Source organism: Tenggerimyces flavus (assembly GCF_016907715.1).
Lineage (GTDB): Bacteria > Actinomycetota > Actinomycetes > Propionibacteriales > Actinopolymorphaceae > Tenggerimyces > Tenggerimyces flavus.
Window position 1 is genome coordinate 6,546,614 of sequence record NZ_JAFBCM010000001.1, and the last position, 25,351, is coordinate 6,571,964.

Genomic DNA, 25,351 nt, shown 5'->3' on the forward strand with positions numbered 1-25,351 from the left:
CGGTCGTGCTCGAAGGGTTTCAGTTCCACCGGCTCGACTCGACGCCCCGTCTCGACGTGGCGCCAGACTGGACGGAATCCAACCGGGACCAGACCGACCGGGTCCCGGCGCAGCTGTTCGCGGCTCTGACGGCCGCGCACGCGGAGCTGACGTCGCTGGACGTGCCAGGCGCCGCGGTCGCGGTGGCCTGGGATCGGTTGCCTGGTTCGCGTTCGATCCGGGTGCTGACTGGCGGGCGGCCGCACTTCCCGTCCGCGCCGGCGGTGCCCGGCGACGGGCTGGAGCCGGTGCTCTATCCGCCAGGCTCGTTGGGCGAACGGGTCGACACGCCGACGCTCGGGCAGCAGTGGGAACAGTTCCCGGTGTGGCTGCGCTGCTCCGGGCGCTCCGATCCGCTGTGGACGCCGGACTCTGGCGCCACGGAGAAGCCGCCGTCGCGGGGCGGTTTCGAGGACTATGTCGCGCACGTGTCCGAGGGGTTCGTGTGGCTCGTCGTCGCCGAACCGTTGACCGCCGAGGACGTCGACAAGGACCTGCTCGGACTCGAGACGCAGATCCCGCGGCTGCGGCAGCGCGAGAACTCCGAACCCGACCGGATCGCCTTGCTACGTGCGGAAGCCCGCTACCGCGAGCTGTCCCGCGCGATGGCGTCGGGGATGTGGAACGTGCACATCCTCGTCGGCGGAGTCTCGCTCGCGAGCGCCCGCCGGGCGGCCGGATTGCTTTGTAGCGCGAGCGATTTGGACGAGTTGCCGTACGCGTTGACGCCCTCCAGCGCTGCCTCCGGCACGCTCGCGGAGGTGTGGCAAGGCCGGGTTGACGATGAGCGCGATGCCTTCGCGTCCCCGTTCCCGGCCGCGGGCGAACTGGTCGCCGCGCTGGCGCGGCCGCCGCGGCGAGAGCTGCCCGGCATCCGGATCATCGAGCCGCCGTCGTTCGACGTCACGCCAGAGCATGAGGGCACCGTGCATCTCGGTGCGGTGCTGGACGAGGCGGACCTTCCGGTGGGCGAGTTCAGCGTGGAGCTCGACACGTTGAACAGGCACGCGTTCGTCGCCGGCGCGACCGGTTCGGGCAAGTCGCAGACCGTACGCCATGTGCTCGAAGGCCTGAGCGCACGGAAGATACCGTGGTTGGTGATCGAGCCGGCGAAGGCGGAGTACGCGTTGATGGCCGGGCGGCTCGGGCCGGCGGGCAAGGTCCTGCGGATCCGGCCTGGCGCGCCGAACAACCTGCCGGTGGGGCTGAACCCGCTGCAGCCCGAGCCCGGCTTCCCATTGCAGACGCACATCGACCTCACCGGCGCGCTGTTCATGGCGGCGTTCGACGCGCAGGAACCGTTCCCGCAGGTACTCGCGCACGCGCTGAACCGCTGCTACGCCGACCTCGGCTGGGACGCCGTCACCGGTGACGTGCACACGGTCGGCGGATCGGCGAAGTACCCGACGCTCGGCGATCTGCAGCGCGTGGCGCTGGATGTGGTGGAGGGGATCGGTTACGGCAAGGAGGTCGCGAGCAACGTGCGCGGCTTCATCGACGTACGGCTCACGTCGTTGCGACTCGGCACGCCCGGGCGGTTCTTCGAGGGCGGGCACGTGCTGAACTTCGCCGCCCTGCTTGAGCAGAACACCGTGCTGGAGATCGAGGACATCGGCTCGGATACGGACAAGGCGTTCTTCATCGGCGCGATCCTGATCCGGCTGTTCGAGCATCTGCGGGTGCGTTCTGCCGCGTCTCCTGCTTCGGGGTTGCGGCATGTGACGGTGATCGAGGAGGCGCACCGGCTGCTGAAGCGGGTCGAGGAGGGGTCGCCGACGGCGCACGCGGTGGAGTTGTTCACGTCGCTGCTGGCGGAGATCCGCGCGTACGGCGAGGGCATCGTGGTCGCCGAGCAGATCCCGTCGAAGATCGTTCCGGACGTGATCAAGAACACCGCGTTGAAGGTGCTGCATCGCCTCCCAGCGTTGGACGATCGCGAGGCTGTCGGTGCGACGATGAACCTCGATGAAGCGCAGTCGCGGCACGTGGTGACGCTGCCGCCGGGGCGTGCGGCGATCTTCGCCGACGGGATGGACCGGCCGATCAGGTTGGCGATGCCGAACCGTCTCGCTGCCGAGTCCTCTGTCGATGCCTCGATCAAGGCCCCGATCCTGTCGACGCGGAGTGTGGCGTGCGGGCCGGTGTGCGTGGAGTCTCCTTGTACGCTGCGGCAGCTGAACTCCGCTCTTCGTTCGTCCGACGATGCTCAACTGACGTTGTGGATCGAGCTGCTGGCGATCGCGCATCTGGCAGGTCAGCCCGCGCCCGTTCCTTCTGCCTCGTGGCTCGCGGGGCTGGTGGGGCGGCTGGATCGGCGTACGTTGGAATGTGCTCTCGCGCATCGTGTGCAAGCGGCGATTGACACTCGGTACACGGGGCTGGCGGGGTATTACGCGCCGGAGTCCTTGGCGGCTCATCTGGCGGCGAGCGCGCTGGCTGTCATCGACGGACTGCCTTTGTCCTGTGATGGTTCGGAGATCGCGTGGCAGGCGGGGCGGTACCGGTGGATCGACGTTCTGCACACGTTGCGGCCGCGGCCGGGTGACTCCGACGAACGTCATCCGCTGTCGGACTCGTGGGCCGCGCGCGGGCTGGACCTGCCGGGCGCGACGCGGTCGGAGCAGTGGGCGGCATTGAAGGTGCATCCGGACAACTACCTGCCGGCGCGTTCGATCGTGCTGGGCACCGAGACGCCTCCGCTGTGGGCGGCGGCGGTGGCGCGGTTGAGCCACCTGTCGGATCCGGTGGAGCGGTTCGCGCAGGCTGCGTCGTTCCTCGACCTCCGAGTGCCCTGGGCGCCGACGGTGCTGGGGCTGGACGCGTCGTGAGCGCGGACACCGGCGAGGCGCCGGAGACCCCGCCGCCTCCCCCGGACCCGCCGAGTGCGCCGGAGTCGAACTCGACGAGCGACGCGGAGCAGCTGTCGTCGCAGGTGGAGCCGCCGGCCGAGTCGGGTGGTGGTGCTGAGGCGCCGGCACCCGCGGTTGAGGCGGAGTCCGCGGAGACGGGTGGCGCCGGCCAGTCGGCCGAGGTACCGGCGGCGGAGTCCACCGAGACATCGACGCCGGCGGGCGGCTCGGAGGTGGGCGCGGAGGAGAGCGACGCCGAGCAGCTTTCCACGGCGACGGAGAAGTCGAGTACGGCGGAGGAGTCGCCGGGCCAGGGTCAGGAACTGGAGGAGAAGGCGGCCACCACCGACACCCCAGCGGTCGAGGGTGCCCAGAACTCCGAGCCACCGGAGCAAGGCAGCGGTCCACCCGAGCCGGCGAACGAGCAGACCGGGACCGAGCAGACCGAGACCACCGAGACCACCGAGACCACCGAGACGACCGAGACGACCGAGACCGACGAAGCCGCAGCCGGGCAGAAGGAGAACGTCCCGGCCACCGAGGACCCGGCCGCCAAGGAGGAAGCCACCGCGGCGGAAGGCAACACCACCACGGACAACACCGAGAACAGCACCGAGAACAGCACCGAGAACAGCACCGAGAACAGCACCGCCACGCCTGAGCAGACCGAGACCGGCGCTTCGCAGCAGGAAGGCCAGAAGGCCGAGACCGAGGGCGACGCCAAAGCAGCCGAAGAGGGCAAGACCGCGGACGAGGAAGCCAACACGGCGGACAACACCGCTGCCAACAAGGCCGAGGATGAGGCCGCCTCGCGGGAGCAGACCGAGACCGACGAGGCCACAGCCGGGCAGAAGGAGAACGTCCCCGCCGCGGAGAACCCGACCACCGGCGACGAGACCACCACCGCGGACAACCCCAACACGACTGCCGACACCACCGAGGACGGCACCGCGACGCGGGAGCAGCCCGGGACCGAGGCCGAGACTGAGGATGAGACTGGCGACGCCACTGCCGGTCGGCAGCAGCAGCTGGAGCAGCAGGACAACACCGTCGGCTCCAACGAACCTGACCGCGTCGACGAGGCCGACCGGCAGCGCGTCGAGCAGGAGACCGAGGATCCCGAGCAGAACGGCTTCGACGCGATGAAGCTGCTCAACGTGGTCGACGACTGGTACCAGGGCCTCGGCGAGGTCGCGCTCGAGATCGCGAACGCTCCCCTGGCGATGTTCGACTCGCGCCCACTGTTCCCCGACAACCCCGGCCCCGCCAGCGCCCCCGCTGAGACCACCACCGATGTCGAACAGCCAACCCTGCCTGAACAAACAGACGAGACCGCGCAGGACGACCGCCCCACCGGCACCGACGAAGCCGACCACACGCCGCGCAACGAGCAGCAGCCCCACCAGGAACAGACTCAGCTCGAAGACGTCCTCGAGCTCGAGGACGACGAGGCCCGCGAGTACGGCGAGCGCACCTGGGACGAGGCCGTCGAGTCCCTCAGCCCTGACGAGCGAAACGCCGTCGCCGACTACACCAAGGAACCAAGGTTCCCTGGCGACGAGCGCATCACGTACCACGACATCAACGGCCAGCTGCGCGGCCAACAAGAGACCAGCCCGCAGGTCGACCGCCATATCGGCTCCATCGACTCGGCCCTCGAGGTCAAGCCCGTCCCCGAGAACCTCGCCGTCGTTCGCGGCACGAGCGAGGTCGCGTTCAGCCGGCCGCCGCAGGAGCTCCAGCTGGGTTCGATCGAACGCGACGACGCGTACCTCAGTACGTCGCTCGGCGAGACGCCGGCGTTCCCCGACAAGCCGATCTGGCTGCATCTGGACGTCCCCGAGGGTACGAACGCCCTCTACGTCGACCGGGTGAGCGACCACCCCGGCGAACGCGAGCTGCTCCTCGATCGCGGGTTGGACTACCGCGTCGACAAGGTGGAGTACGAACCAGAGCTGGGGAAGTGGCACGTGCACGGCACGGTGCTGCCGCCTGAAGCACAAGGAAGGACGCGACCGTGACGAACGAAGACCGTGGTGGACCGCAGTCGGCGGATCCACAGTTCCGGACCGTGTGGGAGCCGGGCAACTACGCGAACAGCACCGACGGCCCCGTCCGGTACACGCCGGTGTATGTCAACGACGAGCCCGTCGCGTACCTCTGGGCGGCGACCGACGACTCCGCGGCGGGCGTCGTTCCCCGCGGCCCCCGCGGCTTCAACGCCGCCGCCGGCTGGAACGAGCGGCTGGTTAAGGCGTACGCCGACGGCCTGAGCGCCACCGACCTGCTCACCCGCTGGGCCGGCACGGAGCTCGACCCGGCCGACGAACGGTCCGGGGTCGTGCACGAGGGCGAGGAGCGCGAGGCCGCCAGCCTCGACGAGCTCAAGCGAGCAGCCCAGTAGCTCAGTCCTCGCGGAACTTCTCCAGGTAGCTCCGTTCGGCCTCGTTCAGCCGCCGGACGTGCGAGCCACCGCTGTCGTACGCCGCCAGGACGCTGCTCGCGAGCGCGTACACCGTCGAGTCGTCGCGGACCTCGTACGCGATCCGCACCGACGACGGCGCCAGCTTCGTCACCCAGACCTCGATGGTCAGCGGCTCGGGTCGGTAGTACATCGGCCGCTTGTACTCGATCGTGTGGCTCACGACGACAAGCTGCCCCTCGAACGTGGAGATCCCCTCCGCCCGCGCGGCGACGAAGAACAGCGCGACGCGCGCCTCTTCGAGCAGCCTCAGCTGTTCGACGTTGTTGATGTGTCCGTAGGCATCGGCGTCGCCCCAACGGACTGGGACCTGGCATACGAAACGCGGCACGCCTGAGATCATCTCAGGCGTGCCGCGTGGAAGCGCACACAGTGCTTACTGCTTGACGGCCTGCACGAGCAGGGTCACGGTGATCTGGTCGCCGATGAGGACCTTCTCGCCGTTCAGCGGCACGTTGCCGGTGACGTTGAAGTCCTTGCGGTTGATCGCCGTCGACGCCTCGAAACCCACGCGGGTGTTGCCCCACGGGTCCTGGTCGACGCCGAGGTAGTCGACCTCGAGCTCGACCTGCTTGGTCACGTCCTTGACGGTGAGGTTGCCCACCAGGGCGAACGCGGACTCGCCGGTCTGGCGGAAGCCGCCGGAGACGAACTTCATGGTCGGGTACTTGTCGACCTCGAAGTACTGGCTGGTGCCGAGGTCGGCGTCCCGCTGCGGGTTGCCGGTGGTCACGGACCCGATCTGAACGGTCACCTCGGTCTTGGAGTCGAGCGGGTTGTCAGCCACCTCGATCGTGCCCTCGAACTCGGTGAATTTGCCGCGCACCTTGCTCATCAGGTGCCGAACGCTGAATGCCACCTCGGAGTGCACCGGGTCGATTACCCACGTACCGGTAGCGAGCTCGGGCGGCGCGATGATCGTGCTGGTCATATCTGGAACGATCCCCTTCGTTGAATTTTCAACTTGAGCCGGACACTACGGCAAACGAAGTTGAAGTGTCAACTATTCCGGTAGGATGAGGACCATGACAAAGACCCGCTGGCTCGACGCGGAGCAGCAGCGGGCCTGGCGTTCCTACCTGGACGGCTCGGCCCGCTTGATGGAGCGCGTCGAGAGCGACCTGCGCAAGCACGGCCTGTCCGGCGCCGAGTACCAGATCCTGGTCGAACTGTCCGAATCGCCCGGCCGGCGCATGCGGATGGCCGAGCTGGCGAACCGCGCCCGGCAGTCCCGGAGCCGGCTGACCCACACCGTCGCCCGGATGGAGACGGCCGGCCTGGTCACCCGCCAGGCGTGTACGTCCGACGGCCGCGGCGTGGAGGCGGTGCTGACCGAAGAGGGCTGGGAGCTCATCGTTCGCGCCGCGCCGGACCACGTCGCCGGCGTGCTCGAGGCGTTCGTCGACCTGGTCCCCCGCGAGGACTTCCTCGCCATGGGCCGCGCCTTCGCCGCCGTCGCGACCGCCTGCCGCCAGAAGGTTCCCGACGCGCCCGAGGACGAGGACCTGCCCTGCCCCGACGCCGGGTAGCCAGCACGTTGGGTGAAGGGCACCTTCATCCAAAAGGCCGGCCCATCCGTCAGCTGCCCTCAACGCCCCGTGATGGCCGCCGGTAGTCTCGCCCGCATGCGGAATGTCGTCCTGTATCAGCTGCTCTCCCTCGACGGTGTGGCCGAGGAGCCCGGGGACTGGATGTCCGACGGCGGCTCGGAGATCTTCGACAACCTCGGTCAGGTGATCGAGAGCCAGGACGCGATCCTGCTCGGGCGCGGGACGTACGACTACTGGGCCGGCTACTGGCCGACGTCGGAGCTCGCGCCGTTCGCGCCGTTCATCAACGGCACGACCAAGCACGTCTTCACCTCGTCGAAGCCGGACCAGGACTGGCCGAACTCGACGTTCGTCGATTCCCCCGCCGAGGCGTACGTCGCCGACCTCAAGCGGCAGGACGGCGGCGACATCGGCATCCACGGGAGCATCAAGCTCAGCCAGGCGCTGCTCAGGGCGAGCCTCGTCGACGAGCTGCGCCTGGTCGTCGCCTCGACGGTCGCGGGCAGCGGCCGGCGGCTGTTCGACGACGACGCGCTCAAGAAGCTGGAGCTGCGAGCCTCGGACCGTACGCCCGGCGGCTCGCTGCTCCTGCACTACAAGGTGGCTAGTCCCGAGTGAGGCGGCGGTACGTGACCCGGTGCGGGCGCGCCGCGTCCGCGCCGAGGCGCTCGACCTTGTTCGCCTCGTAATCGGCGAAGTTGCCCTCGAACCAGAACCAGTTCGCCGGGTTGTCCCCATCGCCTTCCCAGGCGAGGATGTGCGTCGCGACGCGGTCCAGGAACCACCGGTCGTGGGACGTCACCACAGCACAACCCGGGAACTCCAGCAGCGCGTTCTCCAACGACTGCAGGGTTTCCACGTCCAGGTCGTTCGTCGGCTCGTCGAGCAGCAGCAGGTTGCCGCCCTGCTTGAGGGTCAGCGCGAGGTTGAGCCGGTTGCGCTCGCCGCCGGACAGGATGCCCGCCCGCTTCTGCTGGTCCGGACCCTTGAAGCCGAACGAGGCGACGTACGCCCGGGAAGGCATCTCGAACGAGGCGACCCGGATCCAGTCCAGCCCGTCGGAGACGACCTCCCAGACGTTCTTCTCCGGCGGGATGTTGCCGCGGGACTGGTCGACGTACGACTGCGTCACGGTCTCGCCGAGCTTGAGCTCGCCGCTGTCCGGCTTCTCCTCCCCCACGATCATCCGGAACAGCGTGGTTTTGCCGACGCCGTTCGGACCGATGACGCCGACGATGCCGGCGCGCGGGAGCGAGAACGACAGGTTGTCGATGAGCAGGCGGTCGCCGAAGCCCTTCGACAGCTTGTTGACGTCGAGGACCACGTTGCCGAGTCGCGGACCCGGCGGGATCTGGATCTCCTCGAAGTCGATCTTCTTCGCGCGCTCCGCCTCGGTCGCGAGCTCCTCGTAGCGAGCCAGACGCGCCTTGCTCTTCGCCTGGCGGGCCTTCGGGTTCGACCGCACCCACTCCAGCTCCTGCTCGAGGATGCGGCGGCGCTTGGCGTCCTTGCGGCCCTCGACGGTGAGCCGCTGGCGCTTGGTCTCGAGGTACGTCGAGTAGTTGCCCTCGTACCCGATCGCCTTGCCGCGGTCGAGCTCGAGGATCCACTGGGCGACGTTGTCAAGGAAGTACCGGTCGTGGGTCACGGCCAGAACGGTGCCCGCGTACCCCGCGAGGTGCTGCTCGAGCCACTGCACGCTCTCGGCGTCCAGGTGGTTGGTGGGCTCGTCGAGCAGCAGCAGATCCGGCGCCGAGAGCAGCAGCTTGCAGAGCGCGACCCGGCGGCGCTCACCACCGGACAGCGTCGTGACCTCGGCCTCGGGCGGCGGGCAGCGCAGCGCGTCCATCGCCATGTCGAGGCGGGCGTCGAGGTCCCAGGCGTCGCGGTGGTCGAGGTCGGTCTGCAGGTCGCCCATCTCGGCGAGCAGCTTGTCGTAGTCGGCGTCGGGGTCGGAGAGCTCGTTGGAGATCTCGTTGAACCGGTCGAGCGCCCGCTTGGTCTCGGCGACGCCCTCCTCGACGTTCTCGAGGACGGTCTTGGTCTCGTCGAGGGCGGGCTCCTGGGCGAGCATGCCGACGGTCGCGTCGGGCGCCAGCGTGGCGTCACCGTTCGATGGATGTTCGATACCGGCCATGATCTTGAGCAGCGTCGACTTGCCAGTCCCGTTCGGCCCGACGACGCCGATCTTGGCGCCGGGCAGGAACGACAGGTTGACGTTGTCGAGGACGACCTTGTCGCCCATCGACTTGCGCACGGAGCGCATCGTGAAGATCAGTTCAGCCACAGTTGATTCCACCCGGGAAGATTTTGATTGGGTCGAGAGGTTCCGACACTCTCTATCCTGCCTCACCGAGGCCCGAGCAGCCCAATCGCCTTCGAGGAGACCCACGATGGAAAGCACCGACCGCGAGTCGGACCAGGCCAGTGAGCCGGCGGAGGAGGAGCTCGGGACTGCCGCGCCGTCGCTCCTGGCGACCGAGCATTGGAGCCTGCTCGCGGCGCGGGGGTTGATCTGGAACGAGGCGCAGAGCCGGGTCAGCGTCTTCCTGACCGTGCTGTCCGCCTCGATGATCGCGCTGGCGTTCCTCGCCGACGCGACGGAGTTCGGTACGCCGACGACGATCGCCGCGCTGGTGTTGCTGCCGGTGGTGTTCCTGCTCGGTGTCGCGGCGTACGTCCGGCTGGTCGACGTCAACATCGAGGAGTTCCAGCTGATGTTGGCGATGAACCGCCTGCGCCACGCGTACGTCGACCTCGAGCCGGGCCTGAAGCGCTACCTGACCACGGGCATTCACGACGACGAGCGGGGCGTGTTCAAGTCGTACATGGTGCATCGGCCGAACCGCTCCTCGTTCTGGCTGTACTTCCTGATCAACACCCCGACCATCGTCGCCACCGTGAACTCCGCGCTGGCAGCGGCGATGGCAGTGGTGATCCTGCAGGTCGTGCACGCCCACACTGGCTGGTTGATCGCGGGTGGCATCGCGGCGTTCGTGCTCGTGTGGATCCTGCTGTTCCTCCTGCAGCGACGGACGTTGAAGGCGTTCCAGTACGACGAGCCACGCTTCCCCAGCCCTCCGGCGTAACGGATCCGCCCCTTCAGGCAATAAACAGGCGAAGATCGGCTGGAAGCCTGGGAGGGCATGTGACGGGTCCACCGCACGACGTCAGACGGATCGCCCACGACCGGGCGGTGATGCGCTCGTTCTACCTCAGCCACTACGAGGCCGTGCAGCGCTTCATCGCCCGCCGCGTGGACGATCCATACCTGGCGGCCGACCTCACCGCGGACGTCTTCGTCGCGGTGATCAAGGCTTCCTCGTCCTACCGGCCCGGAGCCGCGGGTGAACTGGCCTGGCTGTACGGGATCGCGCGCAACGTCGTCGCGACCGAGCACCGCCGCCGGTTCCACGAGCGGCGGGCGGTCGGACGGATCGCGGGACAGCGGCCGCTCGACGACGATGACCTGCTGGAGTTGGAAGAACGCATCGACGTCGAGGCCCAGGCACGGAGCCTGTACCAGGCGATGGGCGATCTCCCGGACGGCGAACGTGCTGTCCTCGAGCTCGTCGCGCTGGACGGCCTCACCGTGACCGAGGCGGCTCGCGCCCTCCGCATCACGCCGGTCAGCGCCCGAGTGCGGCTGCATCGCGCCCGCAAGGCGCTCCGCGACCGCCTACCACCCTTTTCGGCGACAAGCCCGACCCTGACGGAGGCCTGAGATGACTCGGTTCAAGAACGCATTGCTGGAAGAGCTCGAGACCATGGTGGCGAACCAGCCTGCGCCGTACCGGCGGCCGAACTGGGTGCCTCGGGTCGCGGCCGTCGCCGGAGCCGCGGCGCTGCTCACCGTGGGCGCTGTCGCCGGAGCACCGTTCGGCAAGGTCGCCGCCCCAAAGGCCTGGGCCGTCACCGACGAGGGCAACGGCGTGATCAAGGTCAAGCTGTACGAGGAGATCAACGCCGACCTCGAAGGCCTGGAGAAGCGCCTGGAGGAGCACGGCGTCCACGCCTACCTCGTCGCCGAACCGCCCGGAAAGCGGTGCGAGGGCCTCGACTACACGGCGTCGACGTCGCCGTACGCGTCCGAGCTGGCCGCGAACGCCAAGTACGAGTGGACCGAGTCCGACGGCGCGCTCGTCGAGCTCACGATCGACCGCGACCGGCTCGCTGGCGACGAGACGCTGGTGATCCGCCACAACCTCGGAACACTCCCGCCGCAAGCCCACCCCGACCGACTCGCGGTAGCGACGACGAACTACGTCGACGTGGCCAAGGGCCCGATCATCAGCCCCTGCGAGTTCGTCGACTTTACGCGGCATCCATTGCCCTCAGTCGTCCCGGCACGGTAGGCGGCGACGGGGCGGAGTCGGCCGGATACGTAGAACTACCTATACCCCCTCGCGTCGTTCGGGCGCATGCTCGAGGCAACCGACGCGAGGGGGGAAGCCGTGCGGTTGCTGAAAGGTCTTCTGCGCGTGGCGGGTGGGATCGTGCTGCTGGCCGCGCTGACGGGGTGTGGGAACGCCGGAGGGGCAGAGACACCGCCACCCTCCAGCTCGGTTCCGGGTGAGGAGTCGAGCTCGCCCGCCGACGCCAGCGAGGACCCCGAAAGCCCGGAGAACCCCGAGGCCACGGCCTCGGGTGGCGAGGAGGAGAACGGCGGCGATCGGGAGATCGCATGGGTGCCGTTCGGGCCCTCCGGGCCGGACTCGCCGCCGCCGTACGGCTGGTACGCGCAGCTCGAGTCCGGTGACTGCGAAGGCCTGGCGACCCGCTTGGAGCAAGGCGAGAGGACCCTGGCGCTCGGACCGCTCTACGTCGCGCTCGCCAAGGCTTGCCAGGCGACGCGGAACGGCCAGGCCGACCTGTGGCCAGAAGCTCGCGAGGAGCTGCGATCCGCGGCCGACGACCTCGGCGGGAACGAGCTCGGCTGCTTCGACCAGGCGGCCCTGGAGCTCGCCGAGCGCCTGGCGGAGGCCGACCAGGACCAGCCGCCCAGCATCGGTTCGGCCGGCGAGGGGACCGCCTGCGAGTGGGGCATCAGCCGGGTCGACGACCCGAACGCCGACGAGGAGTCCGACTCCGAGGCGCAAGGCCCGCTGGGCGGTGGGACCGAGGTCATCCTCCGCGGCGAGAACCTCTACGGCGTGACCGAGGTGTGGTTCGGTGACGTTCAGGGCGAACTCGGCGACAGCGACGGCAACCTCCGGGTGCGCGCGACCTCGCCCGCCGCGGACGAAGCCGGCGCGGTCCGGATCACGGTGCGCTCCCCCGCCGGCGAGCAGACCAGCCCCGAGGACCAGACGTTCACCTATCTCGACGACGGGTCGGGTGCGCCGTGAGCGCGGAACGGCCGGCGCCGGAGCGCCCCGAGCCCGCACCCGATGAAACCAGCGTGCTGAAGAACGCGGTCAGCCTTCTCGGCGCGTTCGGTCCTCCGTTGACGCTCGCGACCGCGCTGCTCGTCTACTTCGGCTGGGCGCGCAGCTACGTCCAGGCGCGCGAGCTCGGCATCGACGAGAGCGTGCTCGGCATGTCGACGCAGGACTACGTCCTCCGCAGCGTCGACACGCTCTACGCGCCGATGATCATCCTGGCCGTGCTCGGCCTCGGCTGGCTGCTCGCGCACGAACGCGTGGTCAGGACGATCCAGGTGCGGCCGGACTCCCCCTGGCTGCGTCAGGTGTTCGCCATCCTGCGGCTGTCCTGGTTCGCCCTTCCCCTGTTGGGATTGCTGGCCTGGGCCGGGTGGCCCGGCTGGGGCGAGCTGATCGCGCCGCTGACGTTCGCGGCGGGCGTCGTACTCACCGGGTACGCGGTCGCCGTACGGCGCCGGTTGGCGGTCGCGACCGGCGAAGAGGGCGTGCCCAGGACGCTCGCGCGCTGGCATGGGCCGACGGTCAAGCTGCTGGCGGGCACGGTCGTCGCGGTCGCGCTGTTCTGGGAGCTGTGGCTGTTCGCCGGCGTCGTCGGCCGCGGCCTCGCCGCGCAGGTCGTCGCCACCCTCGACCAACGCACCGGCGTGGTCGTCTACAGCGCGAAGGACCTGCAGATCGCCGCGCCCGGCGTCGCCGTCACGCGCTTCCGCCAGGACGACTCGGCGTACGGCTATCGGTACGAGGGGCTGCGGCTGCTCCAGGCGTCCGGCGGCAAGTACTTCCTGCTGCCCGCCGCATGGTCCAAGGCCGATGGCATCGTGGTCGTTCTGCGTGACACCGACTCGCTGCGGCTCGAGTTCACCCGTTCCTAGCGCTGGCGGACGGCGGCGAGCGCGTCGCGGCAGGTGCGGTACGCCGAGAGCTCCTCCTCGACCGGCGTGAACACCTGCCGGTCGGCCACCTCGGCGATCGACTCGCGCATCCGCCGATCCGCCACCCTGGCGCGGCGCTGCGAGCCAACGCCGGCGAGCAGCCGGCTGATCAGCGCGATCAGCAAGCCGACCACGACGCCGCCGACCAGACCCAGCGTCGGGACGGGGATGCCGTTCCACGCCGGCGGCTCGGGCAGGAACGGCACCCGCAGGAACTCGGCGCCGAACAGGGCGCCCAGCCACAGCCCACCGACCACGGCCACCACGAACACGATCCACTGCAGGATCCGTACGACCGTCCACCACCGGGCGGCCCGCGCCACGCCGAGGTCGGTCCCGACGACGGCCTGGTCGAGCGCGTCGGACAGCCCGGACTCGCGTTCGCGGGCAGCCCTTCGGACGGCGGCGACCCACGGCGGGGTCAGTCCCGTGGTCGCGGAGTCGATCACCCTGCGTACGGCCGTGTCGACGCGGGCCCGCTGGACCGGCGTCGGCTGCGGCAGCGAGGACCGGGTGACGATCTGCTTGGGTGTGGGGTCCTCGACGGAGCGTTCGCGCAGCCCGCGGGTGACCCGCAGGTGCAGCCGGCGCAACGGGTCGGGACGTACCTTGACCAGCCACTTCGTCAGCGGCCAGCCGGTCGCCTGCTTGGCGCGCATCCGGTACGAACGAGCGACCGCGTCCACGACGATCGGCACGCCGGCCGCGTCGGCGAACGCCGTGACGAGCGCGCGGCGGTCGGCCTTCGCGATCTCGGGCACCTTGGCCTCGCCGCACTCGGCGGCCAGCCAGTCCGCGACCTGGATCGCGTCGCCGGCCAGCCGGGCGCTCGCGGCGCGCTTGGCAGCCACGCGTTCGGCGAGCATCGAGCGGAACTCCGCCGTACCCTGCCCGGTCGCCGCTGACGTCTGCAGGATCGGTACGCCGCCGAGGCCGTCGTCCTGCAGCAGGCGCTCCAGGTCGGCGACGCACGCCCGCGCCTGAGCCGGCGTCAGCTGGTCGATCCGGTTGAGAACGAGCGCGACGACGTCGCGGTGGGTGGCGAGCCTGCGGAGGTAGCGCTCGTGCAGGACGTGGTCCGCGTACTTCTGCGGATCGACCACCCACACGAGCATGTCGACGAGCTCCACGAGACGGTCGACCTCGACGCGGTGCTGGGCCTCGGTCGAGTCGTGGTCGGGAAGGTCGAGCAGGACCAGGCCGTGCAACTCGGCGTCCTCGCTCAGGTCGGTGTCGAGGTCGCTGGACCGGCTGAGCTGGTGGCGCTTGGGGATGCCGAGCCAGTCGAGCAGCGGGCCGGCGCCCTCGGCGCCCCAAACGCAGGCGAGCGCGGTCGAGGTGGTCGGCCGACGTACGCCGACGGCGGCGAGCTCGAGGCCGCTGATCGCGTTGAACAGCGAGGACTTGCCGCTGCCCGTCGCGCCGGCGACCGCGATCACGGTGTGGTCGGCGGACAGGCGCATGCGCGTCTCGGCGCGGTCGATCACGGCTCTTGCGTTGTCGACCAGCTGGGCGTCGAGCCGGTTGGTCGCGGCGTCGACGGCCTCGGCGAGCGCGTCGAGGCGACCGGTCGTGTCGGCGGAACGTTCGAGCACCTTGCTCACCGGGCACCCCCGACCTGCTTGGCGGCCTCGCGAAGGTCAGTACCCAGCTCGTCGGTGAGTCCAAGCCCGTCCAGCGCGGCGTCGTACCTGCCGCGTTCGCGATCCATCAGGTGCCGGACGCGGTCGCGCAGGTTGTCGCGGGCCTTGGTGGTCAGGTCGCGTACGGCCTGGTCGCCGAACACGGCCTCGAGGATGCGCTGGGCGAGGATGCTCGTACCGCCGGCGATGCCGGCCTCGGCGCCGGACAGCCCGCCGGTGTGGGCGAACACGACGATCATCAGCACGAGGCCGAGCCCGTTGACGCCGAAGGAGAGGAAGCGCGCGGTCGTGCGCTTGGACTGGCCCTCCTCGCCGACGAGGTCGAGCAGGTAGACCTGCCAGGCGCGGACGGCCTCGGCGGCGCGTTCCTTGAGCTCCGGTGAGGAGGCGGCGAGGTTGTGCGTCTGGCTCAGCAGCGGCCGGCCGGCGGGGTTGGCGCGCCAGGCGGCCTCGACGCGCTCGGCGGCGTGGTCGGCGGCGTCCTGGATGACGGCTTCGAGGCCGTGGCCCAGGGCTTCGGTGAGGTCCTCCCCCGGCTTGGGGCGTCCCCGGATCGCGGCGGCGATGCGGTCGCGGATGCGTCCGATCTGGGCTTCGAGGCTGCGCATGATCTCGCCGGTGCCGACGAACTCCTGCCAGCGCGCGAGCACCTCGCCACGCAGCATCGAGCCGTCCTTGCTGGCGTCGTCGACGACGTCGACAGCCGCGGCGTACCCCTGCCTCGCGTCCTCGCGGAGCTGCTTGACCGCCTCGAGCTGGGCGTCGAGGGCGTCGGCAACCGTAGGGGTGCGTTGGGCGAAGCTGCGTACGGCGCCGTCGAGCGTCTGCCGTACGACCTGCGCCCGCGCCGCGGCGTCACCGGCCAGCTGGCCGAGCCAGGACTTGACCGGCGCGACGGCGACCGGCGGCAGGAGGCCCTGGCGGTCGGTGTCGGACTCGGGAACGGCGAACAGCGGCGACTTGCCGAGGCCGCGCTCGGCGAGCATCTGGGCGAGATGCTTGCGGATGTCGTCCTTGCCCTGCTCGGGAACGCGGTCGAGCACGACGGCGACGGCGGCGGACCGTTCGGCAGCGGCCTTGAGGAAGCCCCAGGGAACCGCGTCGGCGTACCTCGTCGCGGACGTGACGAACAGCCAGAGGTCCGCGGCAGCGAGCAGCTGGGCGGCGAGGTCGCGGTTGGCGGTGACGACGGAGTCGATGTCGGGGGCGTCGAGGATCGCGAGACCCTGGGGAATGGTCTTCTCCGGGACGAGGCGCAGCGAGCCCGGATCGCCCTCGGCGCCGGTGGATCGGGGCAGGTCAGGGAGGATCTCGCCGCTGGAGAACCACTCGGCGTCCTTGGGATTGTGGACGACGACGGGCGACCTGGTGGTGGGTCGGAGGACGCCGGTCTCGGAGACGCGGCGGCCGACGAGCGTGTTGACCAGCGTGGACTTGCCGGCACCGGTCGATCCGCCGACGACCGCGAGCAGCGGGGCCTCGATCCTGGCCAGCCGCGGCAGGGCGTAGTCGCGGATCTGACTCGCCATCTCCCGCTGCAGCCTGCGGGCCTCGTCGACGTCCGGAAGCTGGAGCGGAAGGCGCGCGTTCTCCAGGCACGCGTGCAGTCGCACGAGCGCCTGATAGAGACCGCCGCTCTCCGTCACCGGTGCCTCCGTCACCTTCCGCCGGGCACCATCACGCCCACGCCGTCAGGCGAGGCTATCCAGCCCGATCGCTCTCCGCACGGTTCTGGTAGCGCGTCGCACCCAGGAGATTGTTCGCACGCACGTCCCGAGCCGGTCACGCGGGTCGTACTACGCTTGTCGCCGACCCCTCAACGGTCCCGAGCGCCCGTAGCTCAGTTGGATAGAGCATCGGACTTCTAATCCGGCGGTCGTAGGTTCGAATCCTACCGGGCGCGCTTGCGAACCAGCAGCTCAGAGCCTTGTTGTTACACGCGGTGAGGGACCGACCGAGGCCGGGTCGCAGTGCCTCGCCCAGTTTGCTGATGGGCGAGATCGGCACGCCGGCCTGCTCTATGAGACTGAAGGTTGGCGAGTCGAGAACCCAAGATGGAGCGGGGGCCAATTGGTTGCAGGTGGGCGACCGGCGTCTTGTGTCAACGCAGGCATAAGACTGTGGGTGGTCGACGCTCGCTCGGCAGACGCCAGGCAGTTGTGCCTGGCGGTTCGTCAGCGAGTCAAGAACGGGGTGGGGCCAGGCTGTCGCGCTCGACCAGGTCGGTCGTCGCGCCTGTGACCTGGGTGATCGGGTCGCCCGCGATCGACCGCAGCAGCAGTTCGGCTGTTTTCACGCCCAAACCCTCTATGTCACGCCGAAGCGCGGTCACGGTCGGTCGGACCAGGCGGCAACGGGAGGAGTCGTCCCAGCCGATGACCGAGAGCTGGCCGGGGATGTCGATGCCGGCCGTTCCCAGTCCGAGCACGGCGTTGACCGCCGTCATCGAATCCTCGATCAGGACCGCGGTTGGCGGCTGCGGCGTTTGGAGCATGCGCAGGATCGGCGCGTCCGGCGGCTCGTCGTCCTCGAGGTGAACAGAGAGGTCGGGCTCCAGCCCGTGGCGGCGCATCGTCGCGGCGAACGCCCGGCGCCGGATGTCGGTGTGCAGGTAGGCAGGTCCGATCCCCAGCCGCGCGATCCGCCGGTGCCCTAGGTCCACGAGCCGACCGATCGCCAGGGCGGTGGCCTCGCGGTTGTCGGTGTGGACCGACGAGATCGCGTGGCGGCTGCTGAGGTCTCCGACGACGACGGCAGGCATGCCCAGTTGCTCGAGCACCGGGATCCGCGGGTCACGACGAAGCGGGTTGAGCATGATCACGCCGTCGACTCGGTGCTCGGCCCACCAGCGCTTGTACGTTTCGTTGGCGATCTCGCGGTTCGGTACCGAGTGCAGGGTCAGCAGGACGTCGTGGTCGGCCAGGCACGCCTGCACACCGGAGAGGAACTCGACGAAGAAGTCGGCACCCTCGCCGTGCGGGCGCTCGACGGTCAACATGAGCAGGCCGATCGTGTTGGTCCGCGCGGTGTGCAACGTCCGTGCGGCGCTGCTCGGTCGCCAGCCAAGGCTGTCAGCGACCGCGAGGATCCGGTCGCGGGTCCGCGATCCGACGCCGGGCAGGTCGTTGAGGGCGTACGAAACCGCACTCGTCGACACGTTCGCGCGTCTGGCGATGTCGGCGATCGTCACCCGGCGAGGACGCATGGACGGCGTGACATCCTCTCGATCAGGCACCGATACCGGTGAGGTCGGACAGGGTACTCCAGAGCTGGTTGAGCTGAGCGTCGCTGAGCGCGGCTCCGAACGGCAACAGCGCGAGCACGTCGCCGGTGAAGTAGACGTTCTGGAACCACCGGAAGTATCCGAGATTGACGCGGTTGTCGTGGTTGAACGTGATCTTCGGCGTCGCGGCTGCCGCGGACCCGACGACCTCGCCGTCGACCCAGGTGGTGCGCTGACCACCACCGGCCCAGCGGGCCGTGTAGATGTGCCAGGCCGTGGGATCGATCCCCAACGACAGCGAAGATTCACCCGATTGCTGCCAGGTGCCCGATCCGTCACCCGCGAGCAGCAGGAACTCGGTGAAGTGCCAGCTGAGTAGCCGCTGCATGCTCGCCACAGAGCTGGGCTTGCACACCATCACACAGGTGAACCCGGTGAGCCCGTTGATCGGCGCCACCGCATCCATCCGGCTGGTCGCGAACCGCAGCACTGGCAGTCCACCTGGCCCGTTCAGCACGAGCTGCGGGTAGTCGTCGACGTGGGACGGCAGCTGCGTTCCACCCGGACCGTTCTGGTTCTGCGACGTGACCGTGCCTGCGTGCCGTCCTCGGGGCGACTGGTCGCTCAGCCGCACCACGAACACGTTCGACCCGCCGGCCCAGGAGGAGATCGCGGCCGTGTCGAGGGAATCGTTTGCAAGGAAGGGGAAACCGCGCTGGGCACCGTCGCTCGCACGGTACAGCGTCACCGCGTCGCCGACATACGGGGTATAGAGCCGGTGCGTCGACAGCGCGGTCATGATCGCGGCCGGATCGATGACCGAGTACGCGTCGGTCCGCGTGGAGTAGCCGATCGGCGGCGGGTTGGTGAGGCCGGACGTGTTGGCCGTGGCGATCGCGTACGTGGCCAGGCTCGGCGCGGTGAAGCGGAACGCCGCCGCCCCGTTGAAGCCCGCCGGAATCGTCAGGCTCGTGGGCTGGAAGGTGCCTGCGCTCGAGGTCGGCGTGAGCTGGAGTGCGGCTGCGTGGTAGCCGCGGTAGTCGGCCGTGAACGGTGCCGACTGGCTGCCCGCCGCGCCACGGTCCGGTCCGGTGACCAGATAGTTCTTCGACGGCTCGGCACCGGTGTACTTCTGCAGCACCGCCATCTGCACCGTGTCGCGGCCGTCCCGCCCGGGCTCGATGCCCATCGGGTACTCGGTGAACCACAGCCCGGCCGCCCAGTAGGTCAGGCCGACGCCGTTCTGCTGGCAGAACGCGAGCGTGTTGTCCAGCGTCGCCAGCCAGTTCGGGTCGTCCTTCCCGGTCCCGCACTCGCCGACCTGGCCGCGGAAACCCTTGTCCTGCAGCCAGTTCACGAACCCGGTGAACCGCTGGACACCGATCTGCGTGGTCAGCGGTCCTGGCGGGTTCTTCAGCTGGTCGCCGGCGGCGACCTCCTCGGTCCAGGAGTAGTGGGTACCGGAGGAGTCGCGGTCGAAGTACGTGTGCGCCGAGTAGACGAGGTTGTTCGCGGGGTCGTTCAGGTCGAGGTTGCCGTTTACCGCGACCCAGCTCGCTGCCGACGACCAGTTGTCGCCCTCGGCGTAGATCGTGGTGGCCGGATCGACCTGCCGGATCGCGTTGATCGCCGCCTGAGCGGCGGTCGGCCAGGCCGACGCGTTCGGCATGTTCGACGGCTCGTTCATCAGGTCGTACGCGGCGATCCCGGGATGACCGACGAACGCGGTCGCCAACCGCGACCATACGTTCGCGAAATGCGCGGGTGTGAGGTTGCCGTTCCCCAGCTTGTTCGGTCCCCGTCCACCGTAGTTGTGCATGTCGAGGATCAGGCTCTGCCCATGATCGGCGGCATAGTCGGCCAGTCCGGTGAGAATGCCGAGGTAGTCGGCGGAGAGTGCGCCCAACAACGTGGACTGCATCCGTTCCCAGATGAACGGAATCCGCAATACGACGAGGCCGTTCCCGCGGAGATTGTCGAACTCCGCTGCGGTGGGAACGGCGAAGTCGGTGTTCGGGACACCTGGGATCTTGCCCTGGTTGACCTCCAGCCCGGACACGTTCGCCCCCGCGTAAAAGCCGGTGGGATGGGTCCCCGCTTTGGCCAAACCCGGTCGCAGGGAGAGCATCGCGGCGCCGGTCACGATTCCCGCTGTGCTGAGGAGTTGGCGCCGATCAGGCCGCCAAGGATTCAGTCTCATGGCATCCCTCTTCGTGGTCGTCCGTCCATGGCGGTCATGCGAAGTGGCTGTACCGATCGTTTCGTCTCGGTTACCATCACGAAACAACTTAAACCTTTAAGTGTCAAGGTCGGATTTCCGAGTGAGGTCGCACATGAGTTCGTCCAGGATGAGCAGACGCCAGGTGCTCGGCGGAGGGGTCGCGATGATGGCGACTGCCAGCGGACTCCTCGCCGCCGGCTGCCAGAGCACCGACCGTAAGCCAACCGCGCAGCCGAAGAGCGTCACGCTTCCGTCGTACATCCCCTTCGAGGGAGTGAAACCCGACCTCGCCGGCACCGCGGACATCGCGCCGGGATTCCTCGCCTACCCGGCCAACCCGACCCGCACGATCATGGAACCGCCGATCAAGGGCGGCACCGCCTCGGCCATCGTGCGTCTCTACTCGGCAGCCCCGCCGGGCGCGGATCGCAACAGCTTTTGGAAAGCGCTTGACGGGCGACTCGGAGCGCAGCTGCGCTTCACGATGGTCCCCGACGGCGAGTACGCGCAGAAGTTCGCCGTGACGATGGCGGGCAACGACATTCCCGACTTCGCGCTGATCGACCCGTTGATGCCGCGGCAGCCCGATCTCCTCAAGGCCCGGTTCGCCCCGCTCACCGAGTTCCTGGCCGGCGACGCCATCAAGGAGTACCCGTTCCTCGCCGCCATCCCTACCGACGCCTGGCGAGCCACTGCGGTGAACGGCGAGCTCTACGGCTTGCCGATTCCCCGTGCGGTGACCGGAGCGGCGATGTTCGTCCGCACCGACCTGGTGGCTGAGAAGAAGCTCGACGCGCAGCCGACGAGCTTCGAGGAGTTCCGCGAGCTGTGCAAGGCGCTGACCGACACGCGCAAGAACCGCTGGGCGATGGGCGGACCCAACGAGATACTCGCCTTCGTCCAGGAGATGCTCGGCGTCCCGAACTCGTGGTCGGTCGACGCCGGCGGCACGTTCAAGCCAGTCTGGGACACCGACGAGATGCGCCAGGCCATCGACGCGATCAGCCTGCTGATCAAAGACGGCGTGTTCCACCCGGACTCGTTCACCTCCGACCCTGTGATCCGCAAGACCTGGTTGGGGGCGAGCACGATCGCGATCACCTACGACGGCTACAGCGCCTGGCCAGGTTTCGTCACGACGTACCGGCAGGGCAACCCGACCTTCGCGATCGACGCGATGGTCGCTCCCGGGTACGGCGGCGGCAAGGGCACGCACCGCGGCGGCCCGCCGACGCTCGGCGTAGTCGCGTTGAAGAAGGCGGACAAAGGCCGGATCGCCGACCTACTCCGGCTCGCGAACTGGCTGGCGGCGCCGTTCGGCACCGAGGAGTATCTGTTCCGCCGGTACGGCGTGCCCGGCCAGCACTACACACTGAACGGGAGCGACCCGGTGCGGACGGAGAAGGGGAAGGTCGAGGTCGCGCTGCCGACCGGATACATCACGGACTCGGCCTACGCGCTTTACCTGCCCGGCGAACCTGACGTCGTCCAGGCATGGCACGACTTTCAGAAGCGGGCCGTGGCGGTGCTTGTCAAAGACCCCACCGTCGGGCTGTATTCCGAGACCGCCGGCAGCAAGGGCGGCCGCCTGAGTGAGCAGCTCCAGACCAGGTGGATGGACATCTTCGCCGGCCGCAAGCCCGCCTCGACGTGGCCGGACGCCGTCGCGGCCTGGCACAAGAACGGCGGCGACGACATCGCGCGCGAGTACGAGACCGCCTACGCCGCACTCCACGGCGGTTCGTGAGACCGATGGCAGAAGCCTTGTCGCTCAAGGCGGTCCTGTCCGCGGAGAGCCTGCGGGCGCACCTGCCCGAGCCCGGAACGTGGCGGCCCGTACCGGCGGCCACGGACCGCTCGTTCTGGGACGGCTTCGACGCCACAACCAGGACCGCGCTACTCGACCAGGCAGAGCAACTGTCGGGCGGCGACTGGCCGCAGCTGACTGCCTCGCGGTGGTTGGACTACGCCCGTACAGGCAACCGCGTCCGGTACCAGGACCCGTACAACGACCGCCGGCGGCGGCTCGCGGCCGCAGTGCTCGCGGCCTGCCTCACCGACGACGCACGCTGGCACGACGAGGTCGCCGACGGCGCGTGGCTGCTCTGCGAGGAGTCGTCCTGGTGCTTGCCTGCTCATGACGAGTCGCACGGCACCCGCAACCTGCCGGCGCTGCCCGACGTCGACAACCCGACCCTCGACTTGTTCGCCGCCGAGACCGGTGCGCTCTTGGCCTGGACGCACACAGTGCTGTCCGCTCAGCTCGCCGAACGAGGGCTGGCCGATCGGATCGTCGACGAGGTGCGCACCCGCGTCCTCGTACCGCAACGCACGGTTGACAGCTGGGTCTGGTTCGGCAGGCGCGGCCAGGTGGGCAACTGGAATCCGTGGATCAACTCCAACGTGCTCGCCTGTTCGCTGCTCCTGGACGCCGACCGTGCCGACCTCCTCCAGACGGTGGAGCGCGCGATCGAAGGTCTGGACGTGTTCCTCGGCGGCTATCCCTGCGATGGTGCGTGCGACGAAGGTCACCTGTACTGGTGGCGCGCCGGCGCCTCGCTCTCGGAGTGTCTCGAGCTCCTCCGGACCGCGAGCGACGGCGTCCTGGACGCGTTCGATCTCCCACTGGTACGAGAGATCGGGCGCTACCCACATCGTGTGCACATCGCCGGCGACTGGTACGTCAACGTGGCGGACGGATCCGCGAAGCTCGACGCCGACAACACATGTGCCCACGTGCTGTACCGCTACGGCATCCGCGTCGGCGACGCCGAGATGGTCGCGCACGCCCGCGCGATGCGAGGCTCCGGCCCGGTGGTGGAGCGAAGCATCGGGCTCGGTCGCAGCCTCTTCGCGCTCTCCGACACCCGCTGGCGGGACGAGCCCCTCACCGAGCCGCCGCTGGTCCAGCAGGCCTGGTGGCCGGACACCGAGCTGCTGACCGCCCGTCAGATCGCCGGCAGCACCCGCGGGCTGTTCGTTTCGGTCAAGGGTGGACACAACGGCGAGGACCACAACCACAACGACGTCGGGACTCTCCTCGTTGCGCTCGACGGGCATCCCGTGCTCGTAGACGCCGGCGTCGCGGAGTACACCCACAAGCACTTCAGCCCGGACCGGTACGAGATCTGGTCCCTTCGCAGCGGATACCACAACGTGCCGCTCGTCGATGGGCACGAGCAGCCATCTGGTGGGGAGCACGCCGCACGCGACGTTCGGTGCCGGCTCGACGACAGCGGCGCGCGGATCGACCTCGACCTCGCCGCGGCGTATCCAGTCCATGCGGGCTTGCGGACCTGGTGTCGGACCGTCGAGCTGGAACGAGCAGGCGGTGGCAGGTATGCGCCTCGCAAGGCGCGTTCCACGCATCTGTCGCAACACCACCCGCGCAGGTTTTCGCCGCGGACATGGAGGTCGGGGCACCAGACAGTCGTCGTACGGACGTCATCGGTACCCGGAGCCGTGAGCATTGGCTGGGAGCCGGAGATGTCCGACCTCATGGCCGGAACGATCGTGCGGCGTGCTCGGATCACGGAGCGCGACGGGCTCACGCCAATGTGGCCGCCGAAGAAGGCACCGCACACAAGTTGATCGACCGTGCGCCGTGGTCGCGCATCATGGAAGACCTTCACTGGAAAGAGATACAAGAGATCGCCGCCCACCCGGGCTCATCGTCGCAGCCACTCGCTGCCAATGCAGCCCACAGTCTCGAGCGCGCGATGGTCGCCGGCTTGACCCGCGCTGGCGTTCATGTCGCTGCTCTCCGAGAGATGACTTCGTCCTCGCATCGCACATCCGCGTTTCACTGGCCGAAACACTCGCGAAGACAACATCAAATGCGCGCTTTCTCGACCGGTTCAGTGACATCGCAATGCGATGAAGGCCAATAGCGGACACACTCTCGCTCCAAGGCATATCGACAGATCTGCAGGTCAAGGAACATATCGTGTCCCCGTCGATCACAGACGGTAATGGGGATCACTTCGAGTGACTTTGCTTAAGGCAACCGAACTCCCTATCGTCAGTTGGCCACTGAACTTGGGTCAAAGTCGGTAGGGGGTGCTGCAGTTGCCACGGATTGCCACTGTGCGACAGCTCAGGCTGGATCAGCTCGTTGTAAGCAGGCTACAGGTCAGAACACGGGAGGTCGAAAAGGATCTTGAGGAGCTTGTGGAGAATATACGGGTTCACGGACAGCTCGAGCCAATCGTTGTTGCCCCCATCGAAGGACCTAGTGATGAAGGAGCCGCACAGTATGAGATTGTGGCTGGTCAACGCCGCTTCCTCGCGTTGCAACGGTTGAACCAGCCAACGATTCTTGCCGCAATTTTGGAAGAAAGAGCGGACGAGGCCACCACGCGAGCGCTGTCTATAAGCGAGAACCTAATGCGAAGGGGATTAAGTTCGAAGGATCTCATCGATGCGTGCACCTCCCTCTATCACAAGTATGGCTCTATCAAGGCAGTGAGCGAAGAGTTGGCCTTACCATATAGCAAGGTGAGAGCATACATCAAGTTCGAACGCCTTCGTCCCGAACTTAAGAATCTTATACAAGGTGGCACTCTTGATGTCCGAACGGCGATCCGAATCGAGGATCACTTCGGCGAGAAGGGTGTCGATGAGTCCGAGCTAGAGAACATCGCTAAGACGCTCTCACGGATGACGACGGCGCAACAAATCGATTTCCTTTCGCAAAGCGCACGCAGCCTCGGATCTGGAGTCGCGGAAGTTGCCGGCAAGGGAAAGGTGCTTCGCGTGCGCCCAGGAGGAGTCAAGCAGATTCTAGTTACACTGCGCGAGGAACAATACATGCAGCTCCGCAGTTGGGCGAGTAGGCGAGGTTTTACTCAGGACAGAGCGGCGGCACAAATTCTTGCTGCATTCCTCGGAGGCGCAGTCTCGCCGAATGAGCTGAAAGGCGAAGTAGGCGGCAGCGGCGTTGCAGATGGACAGAAATCCTCAAAGAACTTGAATTCCACTATTGACTGACTGTGGGAGCCTTGGGTCCGTGACTCGTGACGGTTGGCG

The 25,351-nt window shown here is 68.4% G+C and carries 20 protein-coding genes and 1 tRNA gene; 14 read left to right on the forward strand and 7 right to left on the reverse strand.

Annotated features, from left to right (window positions below; genetic code table 11):
* The first annotated feature begins 5 nt into the window (after positions 1–5).
* The 3 genes from JOD67_RS30665 to JOD67_RS30675 are packed head-to-tail and all read left to right on the forward strand — an operon-like array spanning position 6 to position 5,292.
* Positions 6–2,867 (forward strand): ATP-binding protein, encoded by a 2,862-nt coding sequence (locus JOD67_RS30665; RefSeq protein WP_205121177.1) that lies wholly within the window; start codon positions 6–8, stop codon positions 2,865–2,867.
* Positions 2,864–4,909: an ADP-ribosyltransferase gene (locus JOD67_RS42175; RefSeq protein WP_205121178.1), complete on the forward strand. Its 2,046-nt coding sequence runs from the start codon at positions 2,864–2,866 to the stop codon at positions 4,907–4,909. The genes JOD67_RS30665 and JOD67_RS42175 overlap by 4 nt, the downstream gene beginning before the upstream one ends.
* A complete protein-coding gene (locus JOD67_RS30675; protein WP_205121179.1) occupies positions 4,906–5,292 on the forward strand; it encodes a hypothetical protein in 387 nt (128 codons plus the stop codon). Before JOD67_RS42175 ends, JOD67_RS30675 begins: the two co-directional genes overlap by 4 nt.
* Before the next feature lies 1 nt (position 5,293).
* Here JOD67_RS30675 and JOD67_RS30680 read toward each other — a convergent pair whose 3' ends face one another.
* Together JOD67_RS30680 and JOD67_RS30685 are read right to left on the reverse strand one after the other, a co-directional pair.
* Positions 5,294–5,701: an acyl-CoA thioesterase gene (locus tag JOD67_RS30680; RefSeq protein ID WP_307782615.1), complete on the reverse strand. Its 408-nt coding sequence runs from the start codon at positions 5,699–5,701 to the stop codon at positions 5,294–5,296.
* A gap of 45 nt (positions 5,702–5,746) precedes the next feature.
* Positions 5,747–6,301, reverse strand: coding sequence for a YceI family protein (locus JOD67_RS30685; protein ID WP_205121181.1), 555 nt, complete (start codon positions 6,299–6,301; stop codon positions 5,747–5,749).
* Between the two features lie 94 nt (positions 6,302–6,395).
* Here JOD67_RS30685 and JOD67_RS30690 point away from each other — a divergent pair, with 94 nt between their 5' ends.
* On the forward strand, positions 6,396–6,899 hold the full coding sequence (locus tag JOD67_RS30690) for a MarR family winged helix-turn-helix transcriptional regulator (protein WP_205121182.1): 504 nt from the start codon (positions 6,396–6,398) through the stop codon (positions 6,897–6,899).
* Positions 6,900–6,995: 96 nt separating this feature from the next.
* Positions 6,996–7,538, forward strand: a complete 543-nt coding sequence (locus JOD67_RS30695; RefSeq protein WP_205121183.1) for a dihydrofolate reductase family protein — start codon at positions 6,996–6,998, stop codon at positions 7,536–7,538.
* On the opposite strand, the gene ettA is transcribed toward JOD67_RS30695, so the two are convergent.
* Complete coding sequence (gene ettA / locus JOD67_RS30700; RefSeq protein ID WP_205121184.1) at positions 7,525–9,207, reverse strand: energy-dependent translational throttle protein EttA; 1,683 nt, start codon at positions 9,205–9,207, stop codon at positions 7,525–7,527. The two genes, JOD67_RS30695 and ettA, sit on opposite strands and share 14 nt — an antisense overlap.
* A 106-nt stretch (positions 9,208–9,313) precedes the next feature.
* Here ettA and JOD67_RS30705 point away from each other — a divergent pair, with 106 nt between their 5' ends.
* The 5 genes from JOD67_RS30705 to JOD67_RS30725 all read left to right on the forward strand — a co-directional run bounded on the left by JOD67_RS30705 (position 9,314) and on the right by JOD67_RS30725 (position 13,176).
* Complete coding sequence (locus JOD67_RS30705) at positions 9,314–10,009, forward strand: hypothetical protein (protein ID WP_205121185.1); 696 nt, start codon at positions 9,314–9,316, stop codon at positions 10,007–10,009.
* A gap of 59 nt (positions 10,010–10,068) precedes the next feature.
* Complete coding sequence (locus JOD67_RS30710) at positions 10,069–10,644, forward strand: RNA polymerase sigma factor (RefSeq protein ID WP_307782616.1); 576 nt, start codon at positions 10,069–10,071, stop codon at positions 10,642–10,644.
* A 1-nt stretch (position 10,645) separates the two neighbouring features.
* The gene (locus JOD67_RS30715; protein WP_205121186.1) at positions 10,646–11,275 is read left to right on the forward strand and encodes a hypothetical protein; all 630 of its coding nucleotides are present in this window, start codon (positions 10,646–10,648) and stop codon (positions 11,273–11,275) included.
* 99 nt (positions 11,276–11,374) lie between these two features.
* The gene (locus JOD67_RS30720) at positions 11,375–12,268 is read left to right on the forward strand and encodes an IPT/TIG domain-containing protein (RefSeq protein ID WP_205121187.1); all 894 of its coding nucleotides are present in this window, start codon (positions 11,375–11,377) and stop codon (positions 12,266–12,268) included.
* Positions 12,265–13,176, forward strand: coding sequence for a hypothetical protein (locus tag JOD67_RS30725; protein WP_205121188.1), 912 nt, complete (start codon positions 12,265–12,267; stop codon positions 13,174–13,176). The genes JOD67_RS30720 and JOD67_RS30725 overlap by 4 nt, the downstream gene beginning before the upstream one ends.
* Here JOD67_RS30725 and JOD67_RS30730 read toward each other — a convergent pair.
* Positions 13,173–14,840, reverse strand: coding sequence for a GTPase (locus JOD67_RS30730; protein WP_205121189.1), 1,668 nt, complete (start codon positions 14,838–14,840; stop codon positions 13,173–13,175). The two genes, JOD67_RS30725 and JOD67_RS30730, sit on opposite strands and share 4 nt — an antisense overlap.
* Entirely contained in the window at positions 14,837–16,525 is a 1,689-nt protein-coding gene (locus JOD67_RS30735; RefSeq protein ID WP_307782617.1) for a dynamin family protein, read from the reverse strand. Before JOD67_RS30735 ends, JOD67_RS30730 begins: the two co-directional genes overlap by 4 nt.
* Before the next feature lie 183 nt (positions 16,526–16,708).
* Here JOD67_RS30735 and JOD67_RS30740 point away from each other — a divergent pair.
* Positions 16,709–16,782, forward strand: a tRNA-Arg gene (locus JOD67_RS30740).
* Between the two features lie 279 nt (positions 16,783–17,061).
* Here the strand turns inward: JOD67_RS30740 and JOD67_RS30745 are convergent.
* Together JOD67_RS30745 and JOD67_RS30750 are read right to left on the reverse strand one after the other, a co-directional pair.
* Positions 17,062–18,084: a LacI family DNA-binding transcriptional regulator gene (locus JOD67_RS30745; protein WP_205121190.1), complete on the reverse strand. Its 1,023-nt coding sequence runs from the start codon at positions 18,082–18,084 to the stop codon at positions 17,062–17,064.
* 22 nt (positions 18,085–18,106) lie between these two features.
* Positions 18,107–20,302, reverse strand: a complete 2,196-nt coding sequence (locus JOD67_RS30750) for a glycoside hydrolase family 5 protein (RefSeq protein WP_205121191.1) — start codon at positions 20,300–20,302, stop codon at positions 18,107–18,109.
* Positions 20,303–20,450: 148 nt separating this feature from the next.
* Between JOD67_RS30750 and JOD67_RS30755 the strand changes: the two genes are divergently transcribed.
* The 3 genes from JOD67_RS30755 to JOD67_RS30765 all read left to right on the forward strand — a co-directional run bounded on the left by JOD67_RS30755 (position 20,451) and on the right by JOD67_RS30765 (position 25,312).
* Positions 20,451–22,070, forward strand: a complete 1,620-nt coding sequence (locus tag JOD67_RS30755; protein WP_205121192.1) for a type 2 periplasmic-binding domain-containing protein — start codon at positions 20,451–20,453, stop codon at positions 22,068–22,070.
* 5 nt (positions 22,071–22,075) lie between these two features.
* Positions 22,076–23,914, forward strand: a complete 1,839-nt coding sequence (locus JOD67_RS30760; protein ID WP_205121193.1) for a heparinase II/III family protein — start codon at positions 22,076–22,078, stop codon at positions 23,912–23,914.
* Between the two features lie 495 nt (positions 23,915–24,409).
* Complete coding sequence (locus JOD67_RS30765; RefSeq protein WP_205121194.1) at positions 24,410–25,312, forward strand: ParB/RepB/Spo0J family partition protein; 903 nt, start codon at positions 24,410–24,412, stop codon at positions 25,310–25,312.
* Positions 25,313–25,351 lie beyond the last annotated feature (39 nt).

Coding starts and splice junctions, on each gene's coding strand:
- JOD67_RS30685 (WP_205121181.1), bottom strand. CDS start 6,301: ATGACCAGCACGATCATCGCGCCGCCCGAGCTCGCTACCGGTACGTGG.
- JOD67_RS30690 (WP_205121182.1), top strand. CDS start 6,396: ATGACAAAGACCCGCTGGCTCGACGCGGAGCAGCAGCGGGCCTGGCGT.
- JOD67_RS30695 (WP_205121183.1), top strand. CDS start 6,996: ATGCGGAATGTCGTCCTGTATCAGCTGCTCTCCCTCGACGGTGTGGCC.
- JOD67_RS30705 (WP_205121185.1), top strand. CDS start 9,314: ATGGAAAGCACCGACCGCGAGTCGGACCAGGCCAGTGAGCCGGCGGAG.
- JOD67_RS30715 (WP_205121186.1), top strand. CDS start 10,646: ATGACTCGGTTCAAGAACGCATTGCTGGAAGAGCTCGAGACCATGGTG.
- JOD67_RS30745 (WP_205121190.1), bottom strand. CDS start 18,084: ATGCGTCCTCGCCGGGTGACGATCGCCGACATCGCCAGACGCGCGAAC.
- JOD67_RS30750 (WP_205121191.1), bottom strand. CDS start 20,302: ATGAGACTGAATCCTTGGCGGCCTGATCGGCGCCAACTCCTCAGCACA.
- JOD67_RS30755 (WP_205121192.1), top strand. CDS start 20,451: ATGAGCAGACGCCAGGTGCTCGGCGGAGGGGTCGCGATGATGGCGACT.
- JOD67_RS30760 (WP_205121193.1), top strand. CDS start 22,076: ATGGCAGAAGCCTTGTCGCTCAAGGCGGTCCTGTCCGCGGAGAGCCTG.